The following is a 15,210-nucleotide window of genomic DNA, read 5'->3' on the forward strand; positions in this document are numbered from 1 at the left end:
GCGATCGCAAAATAATCTGCCCCAGCTTCCAGAAAAAACTACCTTTGATCCCAAGCTGTCGCCGCATCAGTCACAGCTTGTTCCACCGATTTTTCCTCCAACATCGCCGCCTGCAAATTGTCATAAATCGCCTTTTGCAACTTCTTAACATCCTTGAGAGGCGGAATTAACAACTCAGCTTTTGCCAAGCCAGAAGCACTCACAATCCTAGCTCGATCGCTCGGAGCAGCATCAGCCGGAACACTCTTAAAATAAGAGTCCTGCAAAGCCTCAACCGTAGAAGGCAAAACATTAGCAACCTTCGCAAAAGCCAACTGATTTTGAGAATTAGTCACGAACAAAGCAAACTTCACAGCATCATCAGGGCGCTTGCTGTCGCGAGGTACAACCAAATTCATCACCGCCACAGTCTTCTTGCCGGTTTCCCCCGTAATTTGAGGCGCAGCAGCCGAGACAGCACCAATATTCGGAGCATTCTCAGCGATCGCCTTTAAAAACTGCGGCCCCGAACCCAACAAAGCAGTTTCTCCAGCTTGATAAAGCTCGATCGCCCTGCGATGTCCCTGCACCAAAACATCCTGCGGCAAAAATCCGCCCTTGTACAAATCCACCCAATACTCAAAAACAGCCTTCCCCTTATCAGTATTAAAAGCAGCCTTACCTTTAGCATCAACCAAAGGCACACCCATCTGCACAAAAGATTGCAACACCTCCGACGAATCTTCCGGTACAAAAGTCGCAAAAAAAGCAAATTTACCAGTCTTCTCCTTCACCTGTTTCGCCACAGCAGCCAACTCGGTATAGGTAGCGGGAGGCTTAGCAATTCCAGCTTTTTTAAACAACTCCGTATTGTAAATAGTTACCCCAGTTGTCAGATACCAAGGAATCCCAAAAGTCTTGCCATCGAGTACGCTAGCTTTCCAGATATTCGGGAGATAGAGCGATCGCACTTGCTCAGAAATTCGAGAGTCCAAATCCAGCCAAGCATTGCGCCCCGCCAATAGTGAAGCAAAATCGGGATTCAGGTTCACCACATCCGGCGCAGTTTTCGCCGAAACAGCACCCAAAATCTTACTTTCCATCGCCGACCAAGGGACATCCACCCAACGCACCTTCACGCCCGGATTTTTGGCTTCAAAATCGGCGATCGTCTGATTGAAATAGTCAGTAAACTGAGGTTGAAGCTGCATAGTCCAGAACTCGATTTCGTTGGCATTCTTAGTCTGGGAATTCACAGCCGGCTTGCCGCAACTTACCACCGCAGCCAGCAGCAGCCCCACCAGCCCAAAAACAGCAAACAGTTGCCAAGATTTACGTTTCATAGAAATAAAATTGAGAATCATGGTTCGCCAACGAGAAAACAAGCATCGCCCGGAGAGAGTGCGCCAGAGTCAAGCGCGAGAGTTTTGTGCCCTAGCCCCGAGAGGGAGAGAGTCGGTTTTGCTGCCGAATCTATCGGTTTTCGGTCGATCGAGCTGAAATTTGTTGACATTCGCAGCAGAATAGCTATTGTCAAGTAAATTGGATAGCATAAAATCGGAACTGGCGATCGCGCCACAAAGACTGTGCAGCGCAGAAGCAGGCGGGATACCGAGATTACAGTATCAGTGGCAATTGGAAACCGAATCTCCAACAGCCAACGGCTGAATCAGGCTGGCCAACTACAAAATAAAAAAATAGCAACTACCAGCGACCCAATCCTATGGTTAACTTTTTCAAAGGTCTACTTTCCCAACGCCAGCCAGGAATCGGGATCGAAATAGCCCCAGACCGCATCAACATCATTCAGCTCGAAAAGAAAGCTCAGGCTTTAAAATTAGGCCTCATCGCCTCAATAGAAGTACCAGAAGACTATATACAAGAAGGACAAATAGTCGATCCGCCGGGAATGGCAGAACTAATACGTACCGTCCTCGCAGAAAACAAAATCAAAGCCAAGCGAGTAGCCACAGCCATTCCCGGCCGCGAAGCTGTGATCCGCCTCATTCCAGTTCCTGCAGAACTCAACCAAGAAGAACTGCGGGATTACATGAATGCAGAAGCAGGGCTCTACTTGCCGTTTCCCAGAGAAGACGCCGACGTAGACTATCAAAAAATCGGCCTGTTTGTAGATGACGATGGCGTAGAAAAAGTGCAAGTAGTATTAGTGGCAACCCGCAGAGAAGTTACCGACACCTACATCGAAACCTTCAAAGAAGCCGGACTGATTATAGACGTGCTAGAAGTAACCAGCTTTGCCCTGATTCGCACCCTCAAAGACCAACTGCAACAATTTTCCTCCCAAGAAGCCGCAGTCCTCACCGACATAGAATTTGACAGTACCGAATTAGCTATAGTAGTGGACGGCATACCGCAATTTAACCGTACCATCCCGATCGGCACATACCAAATCCAGACCGCCCTCAACCAAGCCATGAACCTGCCGCCAACCAGAGACACCAGCGAATTGCAAGGCATGACCCTGCCAGTCACAGATACAATGGGCGCATCTGGAGACGCCAATCCCGGCACCAATGCGATGATTAAAGTATTGGGAGAACTAGCAGACGAATTGCGTCGTTCAGTAGACTTTTACCTGAACCAGAGCGAAGAACTCGAAGTAGCGCAACTGTTGCTAGCGGGCCCAGGAGCTGCGATCGGCAAACTTGACGAATTTTTCATGCAAAGATTAAGCTTGCCGGCATCTCAAGTAGACCCAATCGAAACCCTAGGACTCGAAATCAGCCAAGAAATTAGCCCAGAACAGCGAGCAGGCTTAGGAGTCGCCCTAGGTTTAGGACTGAGGGAGGTGATGTGACCTCAAACTTTTAGATAATAGAAAAACAGATTTGAGAATTTTCGGAAAAAGCTTCTTCCGAAAAAAGAAGACCCCTGATACAGAAGGTAGAATATTGGAGGTAAAAGGTAAAAGGTAAAAGGTAGAATATCGGAGGTAGAAGCAACCACTTCCTGCGGTAGAAGGCAGAAAGTTCTTTGTTTCTTTCTTCCCTAAATAAATCCTTCACTTATACCGGCAATCTGGCGCTGTGTCTAAAATCTAAAATTTCAAATTAAAATCTATAGCAACAGCCAAGACGGTTGGGACGTTCTTAATTGCTGAAACCATGCGGTCGATTGCACCTGCCATCGGATTTATTCCTTCTTCCTTCTTCCTTCTTCCTTCTTCCTTCTTCCTTCTTCCTTCTGCTATAAAATCGAGTGAAGCCATGTACAGCCTAGATATTAATTTTCTCAACGACCGCCCCGACTACAAACCAGTCACAGCAGCCAAAAGCTCAAGTAAAAAAAGTTCCGGGGGAGTCAAAGACCAACTGCCCCTAATTGGGGCGGCGCTGTTTGCCTTCGGCATCAACGCCGCAGTCATGGGCACCTGGTGGTGGGCGACTAACGAAAATACCGGCTTGGCCACAGAACAAGCAACCATCGACCAAGAACTGGCAAAGTTAAACACTCAAGCCAACGCCATCAAAGCCATCAACGCCGAAACCGACAAAGTTACCGCAGAATACAAAGCATTAGCCGGAGTATTCGACCAAATTAAACCTTGGTCGGCGATGCTGCAAGACCTGAGTGTCCGCACTCCCGCCGGAGTGCAAATTTCCAAAATCGAGCAAATCGAGCCCAGTCCATCCCCAGTTGCAGCAGCACCGCCACCCCCCGCAGCAACTCCCGCCGCCTCCCCGGGGGCGAGTCCGTCTCCGGGGGCGAGTCCCTCCCCAGCGAGTCCCACCCCGGTGGCTGCTCCCGTCCCAGTCGCCCCGCCGCAGGCGGCAAAAGTACAAATTTCAGGGATAGCCAGTACCTTTGCTCAAGTTAACGACTTTATGCTCCTAGTCCAGCGCTCTCCTTTCTTCCTCGACACCGATACCAAACTGGTAGCAGCCACACTAAAAAGCAACCCCACACAATTACAAGTGCGCAACCCAAGCGCAGCAGCAGCAGAACTTCCCAAACTGCGGCCCGTGGTGGAATATAAAATTGAAACAACGCTCAGCCCGACTGGCGCCACCGAGTTGCTCCCCGAGCTGCGGAGCAAGCAAGCAGACGGGCTAGCAATACGGATAGAAACACTTCAAGAAAAAGGAGTGCTAGAACCAGAAAAAACAGAGGTTAAAAAACCATGACAGCAGAGTTTCTTCCCAGCGGGGCACAAGCAGAAGAAGCCGGGACTCAGGAAATATTCGGCATTAAGCTGACACCCCAAGTCCAAGCAATAGGCGTCGCAGTTCTCGGCCTAGTCATTGCCGGTGGCCTTTGCTACCAGTTTGTACTGCCAGAATTCCAAAAAGGCGGCGAATTCAAGCAAAAACTTAGCGAAAGCAAGCAAACGCAACTGCAATTGCAAGCTCAAATTCAAAAAAAGTCAGAAGCAGAAGCAAAGCAAGAAGAAGCAAAACAGCGCCGCGCCCAAGTGACGGCAATGTTTGCCAGCGATGCGGGCGCTACCACGTTGCTGCTTGACATGACCCAACTGGTTAATCGAATCAACGTCGGCGTGCAAGGGGACGACCTCAAGGCTAAAATTACCAAATTTGAGCCGGATGTGCCACCAGCAGGAGCAGCACCGGTGCCGGGAGCTCGCGACCCAGATATTCTCAGCGATACGTCCTTCGGGCCGTCCCTGGCTGGCAAGCTCAGACGCAAAAAATATAAGGTAGAGTTTGAAGGCAGTTTCGCTCAAACCCGCAATTTTATGCGTAACTTGGAGTTGATGCAGTCGCTGTTGGTAGTGAGGAATTTGAAGTCTGAATTGCTAACATCAACTCAGTCAATGCAAATAGATTTTTTGAAAGGAAGAATAGTTCCTGTGGAGCAGCCACAAACTAAGATTAAAACGGCTTTTGACTTGCACGCGCTGCTGCCGTTAAAGCAAGAAGAAAAACTACCAACTCCGGCTCCGAGTCCTGCTGCTAAGTAGCGGTACTTAAGCGGATATTAGGTATTCCCAGTCGCTGTTTCAGCAGAAGGTAGAAGCGAGAAGGTAGAAGGTAGAATTTAATATATAAATGCCATAAAAATATTTTTTCGTATGGCAATATAAGATAATTTTCTGCCTAATTTATTCTAACTTCTTCCTTCAATAAAGTGTCAAATAAAGAATGTTTCAGTCAGCGTGAGAGGCTCGAAACTCAAGACTGGAACAAATAAGCAAATAACAAAGTTGTAGTTGAGGAGAGAACGTGAAACAGCATCTACGGTTAAGTGGAGGACTTTTGAGCAGTGTTGCCGGAGTTCTGATCGCCCAAGCGCCCGTCTCGGCCGCGCCGACTCAAGTCACAGGAGTGCAAGTAAGTCAAGCGAATAATGGGGTAAATATTGTCCTAGCTACGGAAAAGGGCGATCGCCCGCAAGTTTTCGCCATCAACAACGGGAATACTTACCAAGCCACAATCATCAACACCCAGCTCCGCCTGCCCCAAGGCAACAGCTTCCGGCAAGATAACCCAGCTCCAGGCATTTCCTCAGTAGAAATCACCCAGGTAGAGGCTAACAGCATCCGCGTTGTGGTAGCAGGCACCAACGGAGTTCCCAACGGACAAGTTATGCCCGGACAAGGCCAAAACATCGTCCTCAGCGTTGCCGGACAGGGCGGGACTGTGCAATCTACCCAAGCTACACAGCCTGGATTGCCCTCGCTCAACCAAGCCCAAAGTGCACCCCCGCCACCTCCCGGACTGCCGCTGAACCCAACAACTTCCCGGCCGGCCCCCGTCCGCACGTCGCAAAACCCGAACGTGATGCTGCCAAATCCCGAAGTTACTGTGACTAGGAACGATCGCCCGCCCCTCCCCAGCGAAATACAATCTCAGAGCAATCAAGCTCCGCCTTTCCAGCCGCGAGCTATAGCACCGCCCCTGGGAGACATCTCCGTATCTAACATCGCTCCGGCTGCGGCAAATATAGAACTAAGTTCGGGAGAACGCATCCCCCGCTTGGTGCTGCGGGATGCCCCAGTCCGCGACGTTTTAGCTCTGCTGGCCCGGGCTGCCGGATTGAACATTGCTTTTACAGGCGGTGGAGCCCCCGGTCAACCGGGCCAAGCCGCTCCGGCCGCACCGGGAGCGGCAGGAGGCTCCGATGAAGGACCGAAGATTTCCTTGGACATCGAAAATGAGTCGGTGCAAGATGTTTTTAATTACGTGCTGCGGATCAGCGGACTGCAAGCGAACCGCGTCGGGCGCACGATTTTTGTCGGTTCTAATTTGCCTCTGGACTCGCGCAATATTATCGTTCGGACTCTGCGACTCAATCAAGTCAGATCTACGGATGCAGCTAACTTTTTGAGCGCTCAAGGTGCAGAAACTCAACTGCCGATTACTCGGGTAACTATCCAAACCGTGGGCCAGGGAAATTCGGCACGGGATGTGGAAATTCGGGAACCGGACATTAAGGCGATCGGCGCTAAGGACGGCAACGGGCCGCTCTTGCTGAGGGGACTGTCGGTGCTGGCAGATGCGAGGCTCAATTCGATCACTTTGGTGGGCGATCCGCGCAAAGTTGATATTGCCGTGGCTTTCTTGACTCAGCTAGATTTGCGCCGCCGTCAAGTGGCTGTCAACGTCAAGGTGATCGATATCAACTTGTTGGGAGCCAACAACAGTAGCAGCAGTTTCTCTTTCGGAATTAATAACAATTTCTTTGTGAATGAAAACGGAGTAGCAAGTCTGAATTTTGGTGGCTTGCGGCCGGCTACAGCTAATGATGTCAATAATGCTAACAATCGATCGACTCCGCCGATCGTCACCAACCCCATAGGAGCCGTAGCTCCTATCTACGATCAGAGGGGCAATTTAATCAACGTGCCTCTAACAGGGACTCCTACCTACGATCGGAATGGCAATTTAATCAACGTGGCTAACAGTGGCGGGGCGTTCCTCCGCCCGACAGCAATTACTGGAGACCCCGGACGAATTGGGGTTGACACTTACGAGCCTGGAACGGCTACCGCTGGCGGCGCTGCGACTTTCGCCCTGTTCCCGCTGTTGCAATATCCGAGGAGGTTCCTGTCGGCGTTACAGGCAACTATTGAGACTCGGAATGCCAAAATCTTGACTGATCCGACTCTGGTGGTTCAAGAAGGAGAAACGGCGAATGTGAATATTACTGATGAGGTGATCTCTAACATCACACAGCAAACGCAGACTACCGGCAATACAAGTACCACAACAACAACGGCCGTTAAGGATCGCGCAGGTTTACAGTTAGGGGTGGCGATCGATCGGGTTGACGATAATGGCTTTGTCTCTCTGCGGGTGAACCCGATTATCAGGACACCATCCCCGCCTGTAGACTTGTCCACGCCCGGGAGCACCAATCAGATCACTCTGCTGGGCGAGCGCTCTTTGCAATCGGGGCTAATTCGCCTGCGGGATGGTCAGACTTTGATTCTTTCGGGGATTATCCGCGATGAAGAACGGGTGCAAGCGAACAAAATTCCGATTTTGGGAGATTTGCCGATTATCGGTTCCCTCTTCAGGAGAACCACTAAGAGCAACCAGCGGGCGGAGTTGATTGTGTTGCTGACTCCGCAGATTTTGGATGATAGCGATCGATCGAACTTTGGCTACCAAAACAACATCAGTCCCGACGCCCGCCAACTGTTGCAGCGCAGTCAGCCCGTCCAGCCCAGACAGTAGGCCTCGGACGAAGGAAGAAGGAAGAAGGAAGAAGGAAGATGTGTCAACTTAAGGTCAAAAGTAGTGCAGGTCTGCTGTCTGATGATTGGCAGAGTCTCGATCTCCCTGGCACACCCCTTAAGAAGGGGGGGGACAAGAGCGTCGTCCAAGTCCCCCGACTATCCGGGAGACAAGAGCGTCGTCCAAGTCCCCCGACTATCCGGGAGACAAGAGCGTCGTCTAAGTCCCCCGACTATCCGGGGAGAGGGACAGGATTCTTCTCAAAGTCCCCCTTTTTAAGGGGGATTTAGGGGGATCTGGCCTCGTCTATAAACGAGAGATACAAAGATTTTTAGGCGATTGTTGACACCAATCGAAAGAAGGAAGAGGTTCGAGGAAAAGAAAAATTTCGTTTCCCCTTGACAAATCACACTTTTTCCCTTTTGTTTCACCTTCTTTCCCTCAGAAGGAACAAGCAAGAAGGAAAAAAATTTTGTTTAACTCTTGACAAATGACATTTTATTCTTTCTATTTTTACTTATTTTCCAATTTCAAATCCACTCCCGGCGAAAAATCTTGTGTCCAAAGTGGTATTTTTTTACCTAAATTTGGGTATTAATTCTAAAAAGTTGGCAAGTTCCATATAAATTAAAGGTTCCACCGATCCATAACGGTCGGCAAGACTTTAGAATAATGCAGTGAAAATTAGATGCTGTCGGGTTTTCAGCAACTAAAAACAAAAATTCCTTTTGTGACCAATTATCCTAGGGTAATTAGTATTCAGCAGGAGTTGTTAATTGGGGAAGCGGGCTGGAGCAATGGGGACTACCCAAACGCTCCCAACCGAAACTTCAATGCAGTTAAAACTCACAACTAATAGTTGAACTCTGTTTAACGTAATTTTGCAAATCCAGAAGAGGAGTTCGGAATGAACAAAGGTGAATTGGTTGATGCAGTCGCGGAAAATGCTAGTGTCACTAAAAAACAGGCAGATGCCGTTTTGAGTGCAGCGTTGGAAGCAATCATGAAAGCTGTCTCCGAAGGCGACAAGGTGACACTGGTCGGTTTTGGCTCGTTTGAGTCGCGGGAACGTAAGGCCCGTGAGGGTCGCAATCCCAAAACTGGTGACAAGATGGAAATCCCGGCAACCAGAGTTCCTGCATTTTCTGCCGGCAAGTTGTTTAAGGACAGAGTTGCACCGCCGAAAGAACCCAAAATTTAATTGGTGAACTGAGTCTTGATTAGACCTGTACACGGTGGGAATTTAGCTTGGGCAGCCGCACTGGCTGGCTGCCCTCCCTCTGCTATTCTCGATTTTTCTGCCAGTATCAGTCCTTTGGGCCCTCCTGAGTCTGCCCTGGCTGCGATTCAAGCTCATTTGAGCAGTCTCACGGCTTACCCAGACCCGGATTATGGAGTGCTGAGGACTGCTTTGGGTGAGGCGTTTAATGTTGACCCGGATTGGATTTTGCCGGGGAATGGTTCGGCGGAATTGTTGACTTGGGCTGCTTGGGATTTGTCGAAGCTGGAGGCGACTTATTTGGTGACTCCGGCTTTTGGCGATTACTTGCGGGCTCTGAAGGCTTTCGGGGCGCAGGTGCTGGATTGTACTTTGAATCTCAAATCGTTGGACTGGGAGACTGGCAGCGGGTTGGTAACGGATGATTTGTCGGTTTCTAATGGTTCCCTTGTCTCCCCTTCTCTGGCTATCCCGGTTCCTCTTGCTCTGGATGCCGATCGAGGTTTGCTACTGAACAACCCGCACAATCCGACGGGTTTGCTGTTCGCTAGGGAGGCGATTCGGCCTTATTTGGAGCATTTGGCTTTGGTGGTGGTGGATGAGGCCTTTATGGACTTTCTACCGCCTGCGGAGCAGGAAAGTTCGATCGCTCAGGTTGAGGAGTTTCCGAATTTGGTGATTTTACGATCGCTCACCAAATTCTATTCTCTGCCGGGACTGCGGATGGGATGTGCGATCGCCCATCCCGATATCCTCCGCCGCTGGCAGTTGCTGCGCGATCCTTGGCCTGTGAATGCCTTGGCTGCGGCGGCGGCTGCCGCTGTGGTGCGAGATGCTGTTTTTGAGCGGCAAACTTGGGATTGGCTGCCTGTGGCCCGCCGAGAGCTATTTGAGGGTTTGGCTGATTTACCAGGTTTGCGGCCAATGGCTGGGGCGGCTAATTTCTTGTTGGTTGAGTCGTCGGTGTCGGTGGCTGCGATTCAAAAAAGTCTGTTGCAACGACACCGGATTTTGATTCGCGATTGTTTGAGTTTTCCTGAGTTGGGCGATCGATATTTTCGGGTAGCCGTGCGATCGAGGGCGGACAATCTGCGATTGATTGCTGGACTTGCCGATGTCATTAGTCGTTAACTCGGAAATTTATCTCACGTCTTAATCTTTTATTTTGGCGTGAGATTAATGCCAGAAGAGCGGGCGAATGGAATTCGCGCCTACACAGACAAAACCCGCCTCCGCGGGTTGAAGAGTGGGTCATTAAAATTACGTTATTTTCTTCAGTCCGCGGAGGTGGACATCGTTTGTATAGGCGCGGTTTCAACCGCCGTCCTATCTACTATTGACTTCTTTATTTATGCTTGACTATGATTTAGTGATTATTGGTGGAACTCCGGCCGGACGCTATGCTGCTTTGATGGCAACTAATTTCCCGGCCCGCGTTGCTTTGGTGGAACCGCTAAGTAATTCGCAAGATTTGCCGACTGGTGGGAAAGAGTCGATCGACCTTGGTTTAAGATACAGCCAAACTTTGAGCGAGGCTGCTCGTTTTGCCCAGCAGATTAGCCGCCAACAGTTCGGGGCTCGGTGGGAAGTGGCTAATTCGGAAATGCCGATCGAATTGCGGTTTGATGGGGTTCAGAAGTGGGCCGAGGGTGTTGTTGCTAATTTAGAAGAAATTGATGATCTCGGCGTTTTGGCTGCTCGCGGGGTCGATATTATTTTTGGTAGCTGCGAGTTTGTTACCAAACCGCATTTGGCTTTGATTGTGGGTGACAGGAAATTGCGATCGCGCTGTTATTTGCTAGCTTGTCCAACAATGCCTGCAATTCCCAATATTGAAGGACTTTCGTCTGTCGGCTTTTTTACTTCGGAAACTGTCGGGGAATTAGCAAAACTTCCAAAGTTACCTAAAAGTTTGGCTGTAATCGGCGCAGATCCCAGCGGTGTCGAAGTCGCTCAAACTTTTGCTCGATTAGGGGTGGCTGTGACGCTTGTGGTGAAGGGTTCCCACATTTTGACGAAAGAAGACCGAGAGGCTGCTGGCTTGGTTCAAGCTGCAATGGAAGCCGAAGGAGTGCGGATTCTGACTGCTACTGAGGTGACTCAAGCTAGGGTGATTGATGGTAAAAAGTGGATTCAAGCTGGGCCAAGGGCGATCGAGACTGAGGAGATTTTTCTCGCCGCGGGCCGCCAGCATAATTTTGCATCATTAAATCTGGAAGCGGCTAGAGTTAAATTTAGCGATCGCGGGTTGATTTTAAATGAAAAGCTGCAAACAACTAATTCGCGGATTTATGCGATCGGTGATGTTGCTGGGGGTTATTCGTTCCCTCACATTGCTAATTGCGAAGCTGCGATTGCTGTGAAAAATGCTTTGTTTTTGCCGATGTATCAAATAGATTATCGCGGGATTCCTTGGGCGATTTTTTCTGACCCGCAGTTGGCGAGGGTTGGCTTGACTGAAGCGCAAGCAAGACGACGTTTTGGAGACGATTTGATTGTTGGTCGGGAATATTTCAAGAATGTTGAAAGAGCTCAAATGTCCGGGGATACAACGGGTTTTTGCAAGATTGTCGGGCGGCGCAATGGGGAGATTTTGGGAGCGAGTATTGTGGGGCCACAAGCTGCTGAGTTGATTCATGTGATCGCCCTTGCTGTCCGTCACGGGATGAAGGTTGAGGCGATCGCGGAACTTCCTTATATTTGGTCAAGTTTTTCGGCAATTAACGGTCAAACTGCTGCTGTTTGGGAGTCGCAGCGCCTCCGCAGCAATACTTTGATCCAGAATTTATGGGAGAATTTGTTTCACTGGCGCAGGTATTGGAAATGAACAAATTGGGCATTGGGCATTGGGCATTGGGCGAAGCGAAGCGGAGGGATTGGGCGAAGCGAAGCGGAGGGATTGGGCGAAGCGAAGCGGAGGGATTGGGCATTGGTAATTGGTAATTGGTTAGTAGTTATTTGTAATTGGTAAACAGAGATACATTATTTGTTAAAACGGTAGTGCTTTTATGTAAAGGATGGAGAAGATTGAGGCGGTTGAGTCTTCAGCATTGCTAATCGGATTTGGTAATTGTAGTCATGAATAAAATTCCAAATAGCACCCTTATGATTCTCCAACTTCTACATTGCATATTCGGGGCGATACTCAGAGCTTCGTAAGGGTTGGGATCTCGGTGGCGCACAGCGGGCGATCGCAAATGCCCAATTTCTAAAGCTGCAAATTGCCTCCGCCACTCAGCCATTCGCCACTCGGATCGAATCCTAAAAGTTTATCCCGCAGACTGTTGCATTTTTGCGATATATATGATATGAGAATCAGGGCGTGGGGCCCGGCGCTGATTCAAGCTAAATCAAATTGCGAATTGGCTACTGAGTCCGCTTGCATGGAGAATCGCTAAATTACGAATGATAACAATTCTCATTATAGGGCGATCGGGCATTTCCGTGGACAGCAATCCAAAATAAACTTGAATTCCCATTCACCTTAATGTTGCAAGGAGGCTCCCGCTATAACGAAGTTTAGCGGCGAGAGGAATTGCAACCAGTATAAACGTGCGACAGCACAACGGCAATAATTAAGCTATACTCATAGTAGTGAGTTTTTTGGTGAGATGGAACAAGTCCTGACTTTAGTTGTAAAGCTTCAAGCTAGTATCGAACAGCAACAATTGTTGTCCGAGACAGCTTATGCTTTTGCGTCAGCTTGTAACTGGATTAATCAAAATGTTAATCATAACCTAACTAACAGAAACTCAATCCAAGCTGTCTGTTACAAAGATGTGAAAGAACAGTTTGGACTAACAGCTAACCATGTTGTTAGAGCTTGTGCCAGAGTAGGAGCCAATCGTCTAACGGCAAAACAGAAAGGGAAAAAGGTCAAGAGCTTTAAGCCCACTAGCTTTGATTGTGATGCTAGGACTTTTCGTTTCGTTGAGTCAAATTGGACGGTGAGCATTTCTACAACTCTCAAGCGGTTAACAGTTTCTTTGAGAGCTAGTAACTACCATAAGGGCAAGCTAACAGGTCATAATCCTACTTCGGCTCAAGTTTGTTTGCACAAAGATGGTTGCTGGTACGTCCATATTCAGCTCAAATCGGAAACTCCGAAACCTCAAAAAACAACTAACGTAATTGGTGTCGATTTCGGAAGGCGTGATATAGCTGTAACTAGCACAGGTAAATCGTGGTCAGGTAAGGAGATTCAAAAAACTAGAGATAAGTATAGCCGTGTTCGGGCTTCTTTGCAAAAAAAAGCATCTCAAGGCACAAGGTCATCTAGACGTAGAGCTAGACAGATTTTGAAACGGTTAGGAGGTCGTGAAAGAAGATACCAAGCATGGCTAAATCATAACATCTCAAAAGCCATTATTAATGATGCAAAACAGACTCAATCCTTTGTTTCAATCGAAGATTTAACAGGGATTCGCGAACGCACTAACTCTAAACCCAGAAACAAGACTGAAAGAAGAAGGTCTAATTCTTGGGCTTTTTATCAGTTAAGAACGTTTCTCGAATACAAAGGAATAAAGGAAGGGATTGAGGTAGTTGCCGTCAATCCAGCCTATACGAGCCAAAGTTGCCATTGTTGTTTGCATATCGGTGTCAGAACCGAGAAGAAATTTAAGTGCAGCAATAAAGTCTGTGGTTGGATTGGTGATGCAGACGAAAATGGCTCGAAGATGATTGCATTATTGGGGGCGAGTGTAAGCCGTCCTAGAGGTTCTGAGTTGTTGTCTTGTGCAATCGCTCAAGGGCTACCAAAAGCCCTCACTATAGCGTTAGCTTAGTGGCGGGTAGTTTACTGTCCTATCTGGTAATTATCTGCGTTAATCTGTGTTAATCTGCCTCAAATCTGCGGTTGCTCTATCAACCCAATCACGGCAGCGCCACAAACTTGTAATCATTTCCTTGGGGCTGAACTTGTACTAAAATCGGTTTGCCCGATCGATCGCCCGTTGGCAAAAACCTCACATCTTCACTCGCACCGATGGCGGAAAAATTCGGATTCCTGAGTGCTTGTTGCAATCCTTCCCGCGTATTGCTTTTGAGCAAACCGCCGATAATAGCTTGAGCCGCATCAAAACTCATTGCAGTGCGCCAATTCACCACGCCTCCCCACCGCTGACTCGCATTCTTAGAAAATGGGTTATTAGGATTGGTGTCAGGATGCCACGGCACGGGCAAAACCAGCCCGTCAATGTCTTTCTGCCCGTTTTTTATCGTTTCAAATGTGTACATCGTAGTGCTGCCGTAGAGTGGTAATTTGCCTTGATTGGCGCGGGCTAGGTCGATCGCGCGATCGATGCGATCGACATGAGGCGCTATCATTAACGCTTGTGCACCTTTGCTAACAGCATCAGCAACGCTAGCGCTGGAATTAAAAGTCGGCGTTGAAAAGTCACAAACCGTAGGCACTACCTTGCCACCCAAAGCTGAAAACGACGCTACAAATTCATCCTTAAACGATATGTTATCGGGAGCTTGAGAGTCATAGCAGATAGCAACAGTAGTTTTGCCAGCTTTCTTAACCATATATTCTGCTAAAGGAGCCGCCATCGATTGAATCGCGGGGACTGTCCGAAAAATGTAGCTGCCAAAACCTGATAAATTGTTAGCAAAGCTAGTTGGTGTCACCATCACCAATTTTTTTTCTTGATAGATGGGAGCAGCAGCTAGAGAAGCGTTGCTGGCATTATGTCCAATGACTGCTAAAATTTTCGGGTCATTTACGAATCCGGTTGCAACTTCTTTAACAATATCTGGATTGTTGTCATCATTCGTAATCAAAACTTGCAAACCCGCACCATTAATGCCTCCTCTAGAATTAACTTCGTCTTGAGCTTGAGCTACTCCTCGCAGAATTTCTTGCGCTACATTCGGGTTGTTGCCAATGGGAACGCTGACGGCAATTTTCAGAGGATTGTCATTATTTACTTTGGCATTATTCAAATAAATTACGGTCTCTGGATCATTGCGATTTTGTTGCAGTGATGCCTGAAATTTTTTGACAGCTTCTTTGTAATTTCCCTCAGCAAAAGCTTTGATACCTGCTTGTTTTCCTGCTGTGGTTTGCGATTGCACCAATATTTTGTTTCCCAAACTCATCCGAGTATCGCTAGCAGATGTATCTGAATTGCCACCATTAAATAAGCTGGGAATAAACTTGAATGCACCAATAGCAATTAAAGCAAATGCAACAATAAAAACAATTGGTGGCGGCCCTTTTATTTTTTGAGGATTTTGATACATGATTAGTTCTCCTGAGTTTAATATTGTTTTGAGGCTTTGATTTCGGGTAAGCATTCCCTGGCAGAGTGGAGTAAATCGGCTATGGTATGAAAATGCTCCGGTTGT

13 protein-coding genes are annotated in these 15,210 nt (G+C 48.3%); 9 read left to right on the forward strand and 4 right to left on the reverse strand.

Annotated elements, in window-relative coordinates:
* Positions 1–38: 38 nt before the first annotated feature.
* Complete coding sequence (locus QUB52_RS13560) at positions 39–1,322, reverse strand: ABC transporter substrate-binding protein (protein WP_265239208.1); 1,284 nt, start codon at positions 1,320–1,322, stop codon at positions 39–41.
* A 187-nt stretch (positions 1,323–1,509) separates the two neighbouring features.
* Between QUB52_RS13560 and QUB52_RS13565 the strand changes: the two genes are divergently transcribed.
* Positions 1,510–1,647: a hypothetical protein gene (locus QUB52_RS13565; protein ID WP_265239209.1), complete on the forward strand. Its 138-nt coding sequence runs from the start codon at positions 1,510–1,512 to the stop codon at positions 1,645–1,647.
* A gap of 55 nt (positions 1,648–1,702) precedes the next feature.
* Positions 1,703–2,797 carry a type IV pilus assembly protein PilM gene (gene pilM / locus QUB52_RS13570; RefSeq protein ID WP_265239210.1) on the forward strand — a complete coding sequence of 365 codons (1,095 nt, stop codon included), beginning with the start codon at positions 1,703–1,705 and terminating at the stop codon, positions 2,795–2,797.
* Positions 2,798–3,037: 240 nt separating this feature from the next.
* Here the strand turns inward: pilM and QUB52_RS13575 are convergent, their stop codons facing one another.
* Positions 3,038–3,208, reverse strand: a complete 171-nt coding sequence (locus tag QUB52_RS13575) for a hypothetical protein (protein ID WP_265239211.1) — start codon at positions 3,206–3,208, stop codon at positions 3,038–3,040.
* On the opposite strand from QUB52_RS13575, the gene QUB52_RS13580 reads away from it, so the two are divergent.
* From QUB52_RS13580 to QUB52_RS13605, 6 genes are all read left to right on the forward strand, one after another.
* Positions 3,207–4,124 carry a PilN domain-containing protein gene (locus QUB52_RS13580; RefSeq protein ID WP_265239212.1) on the forward strand — a complete coding sequence of 306 codons (918 nt, stop codon included), beginning with the start codon at positions 3,207–3,209 and terminating at the stop codon, positions 4,122–4,124. The genes QUB52_RS13575 and QUB52_RS13580 overlap by 2 nt on opposite strands.
* Positions 4,121–4,918, forward strand: a complete 798-nt coding sequence (locus QUB52_RS13585) for a pilus assembly protein PilO (RefSeq protein ID WP_265239213.1) — start codon at positions 4,121–4,123, stop codon at positions 4,916–4,918. Before QUB52_RS13580 ends, QUB52_RS13585 begins: the two co-directional genes overlap by 4 nt.
* A gap of 262 nt (positions 4,919–5,180) precedes the next feature.
* Entirely contained in the window at positions 5,181–7,637 is a 2,457-nt protein-coding gene (locus QUB52_RS13590; RefSeq protein WP_332973376.1) for an AMIN domain-containing protein, read from the forward strand.
* 907 nt (positions 7,638–8,544) lie between these two features.
* Positions 8,545–8,838: an HU family DNA-binding protein gene (locus tag QUB52_RS13595; protein ID WP_265239215.1), complete on the forward strand. Its 294-nt coding sequence runs from the start codon at positions 8,545–8,547 to the stop codon at positions 8,836–8,838.
* A 15-nt stretch (positions 8,839–8,853) separates the two neighbouring features.
* A complete protein-coding gene (gene cobD, locus QUB52_RS13600) occupies positions 8,854–9,987 on the forward strand; it encodes a threonine-phosphate decarboxylase CobD (RefSeq protein ID WP_332973378.1) in 1,134 nt (377 codons plus the stop codon).
* Positions 9,988–10,207: 220 nt separating this feature from the next.
* Positions 10,208–11,683 carry a dihydrolipoyl dehydrogenase family protein gene (locus tag QUB52_RS13605; RefSeq protein ID WP_332973380.1) on the forward strand — a complete coding sequence of 492 codons (1,476 nt, stop codon included), beginning with the start codon at positions 10,208–10,210 and terminating at the stop codon, positions 11,681–11,683.
* Between the two features lie 226 nt (positions 11,684–11,909).
* Here QUB52_RS13605 and QUB52_RS13610 read toward each other — a convergent pair whose 3' ends face one another.
* On the reverse strand, positions 11,910–12,098 hold the full coding sequence (locus QUB52_RS13610) for a hypothetical protein (protein WP_332973381.1): 189 nt from the start codon (positions 12,096–12,098) through the stop codon (positions 11,910–11,912).
* A 369-nt stretch (positions 12,099–12,467) separates the two neighbouring features.
* Here QUB52_RS13610 and QUB52_RS13615 point away from each other — a divergent pair, with 369 nt between their 5' ends.
* On the forward strand, positions 12,468–13,643 hold the full coding sequence (locus tag QUB52_RS13615) for an RNA-guided endonuclease InsQ/TnpB family protein (protein ID WP_332973383.1): 1,176 nt from the start codon (positions 12,468–12,470) through the stop codon (positions 13,641–13,643).
* An 88-nt stretch (positions 13,644–13,731) separates the two neighbouring features.
* Here QUB52_RS13615 and QUB52_RS13620 read toward each other — a convergent pair whose 3' ends face one another.
* Positions 13,732–15,105 carry an ABC transporter substrate-binding protein gene (locus QUB52_RS13620; RefSeq protein ID WP_332973385.1) on the reverse strand — a complete coding sequence of 458 codons (1,374 nt, stop codon included), beginning with the start codon at positions 15,103–15,105 and terminating at the stop codon, positions 13,732–13,734.
* Positions 15,106–15,210 lie beyond the last annotated feature (105 nt).

It is taken from the genome of Microcoleus sp. A6-C6 (genome assembly GCF_036705955.1).
Classification (GTDB): domain Bacteria; phylum Cyanobacteriota; class Cyanobacteriia; order Cyanobacteriales; family Microcoleaceae; genus Microcoleus.

Excerpts from the sequence above, each read along its gene's own strand:
- QUB52_RS13560 (WP_265239208.1), bottom strand. The coding sequence starts at position 1,322 with ATGAAACGTAAATCTTGGCAACTGTTTGCTGTTTTTGGGCTGGTGGGG.
- QUB52_RS13620 (WP_332973385.1), bottom strand. The coding sequence starts at position 15,105 with ATGTATCAAAATCCTCAAAAAATAAAAGGGCCGCCACCAATTGTTTTT.
- QUB52_RS13580 (WP_265239212.1), top strand. The coding sequence starts at position 3,207 with ATGTACAGCCTAGATATTAATTTTCTCAACGACCGCCCCGACTACAAA.
- QUB52_RS13595 (WP_265239215.1), top strand. The coding sequence starts at position 8,545 with ATGAACAAAGGTGAATTGGTTGATGCAGTCGCGGAAAATGCTAGTGTC.
- pilM (WP_265239210.1), top strand. The coding sequence starts at position 1,703 with ATGGTTAACTTTTTCAAAGGTCTACTTTCCCAACGCCAGCCAGGAATC.
- QUB52_RS13575 (WP_265239211.1), bottom strand. The coding sequence starts at position 3,208 with ATGGCTTCACTCGATTTTATAGCAGAAGGAAGAAGGAAGAAGGAAGAA.
- QUB52_RS13605 (WP_332973380.1), top strand. The coding sequence starts at position 10,208 with ATGCTTGACTATGATTTAGTGATTATTGGTGGAACTCCGGCCGGACGC.
- QUB52_RS13585 (WP_265239213.1), top strand. The coding sequence starts at position 4,121 with ATGACAGCAGAGTTTCTTCCCAGCGGGGCACAAGCAGAAGAAGCCGGG.
- QUB52_RS13615 (WP_332973383.1), top strand. The coding sequence starts at position 12,468 with ATGGAACAAGTCCTGACTTTAGTTGTAAAGCTTCAAGCTAGTATCGAA.
- QUB52_RS13610 (WP_332973381.1), bottom strand. The coding sequence starts at position 12,098 with ATGGCTGAGTGGCGGAGGCAATTTGCAGCTTTAGAAATTGGGCATTTG.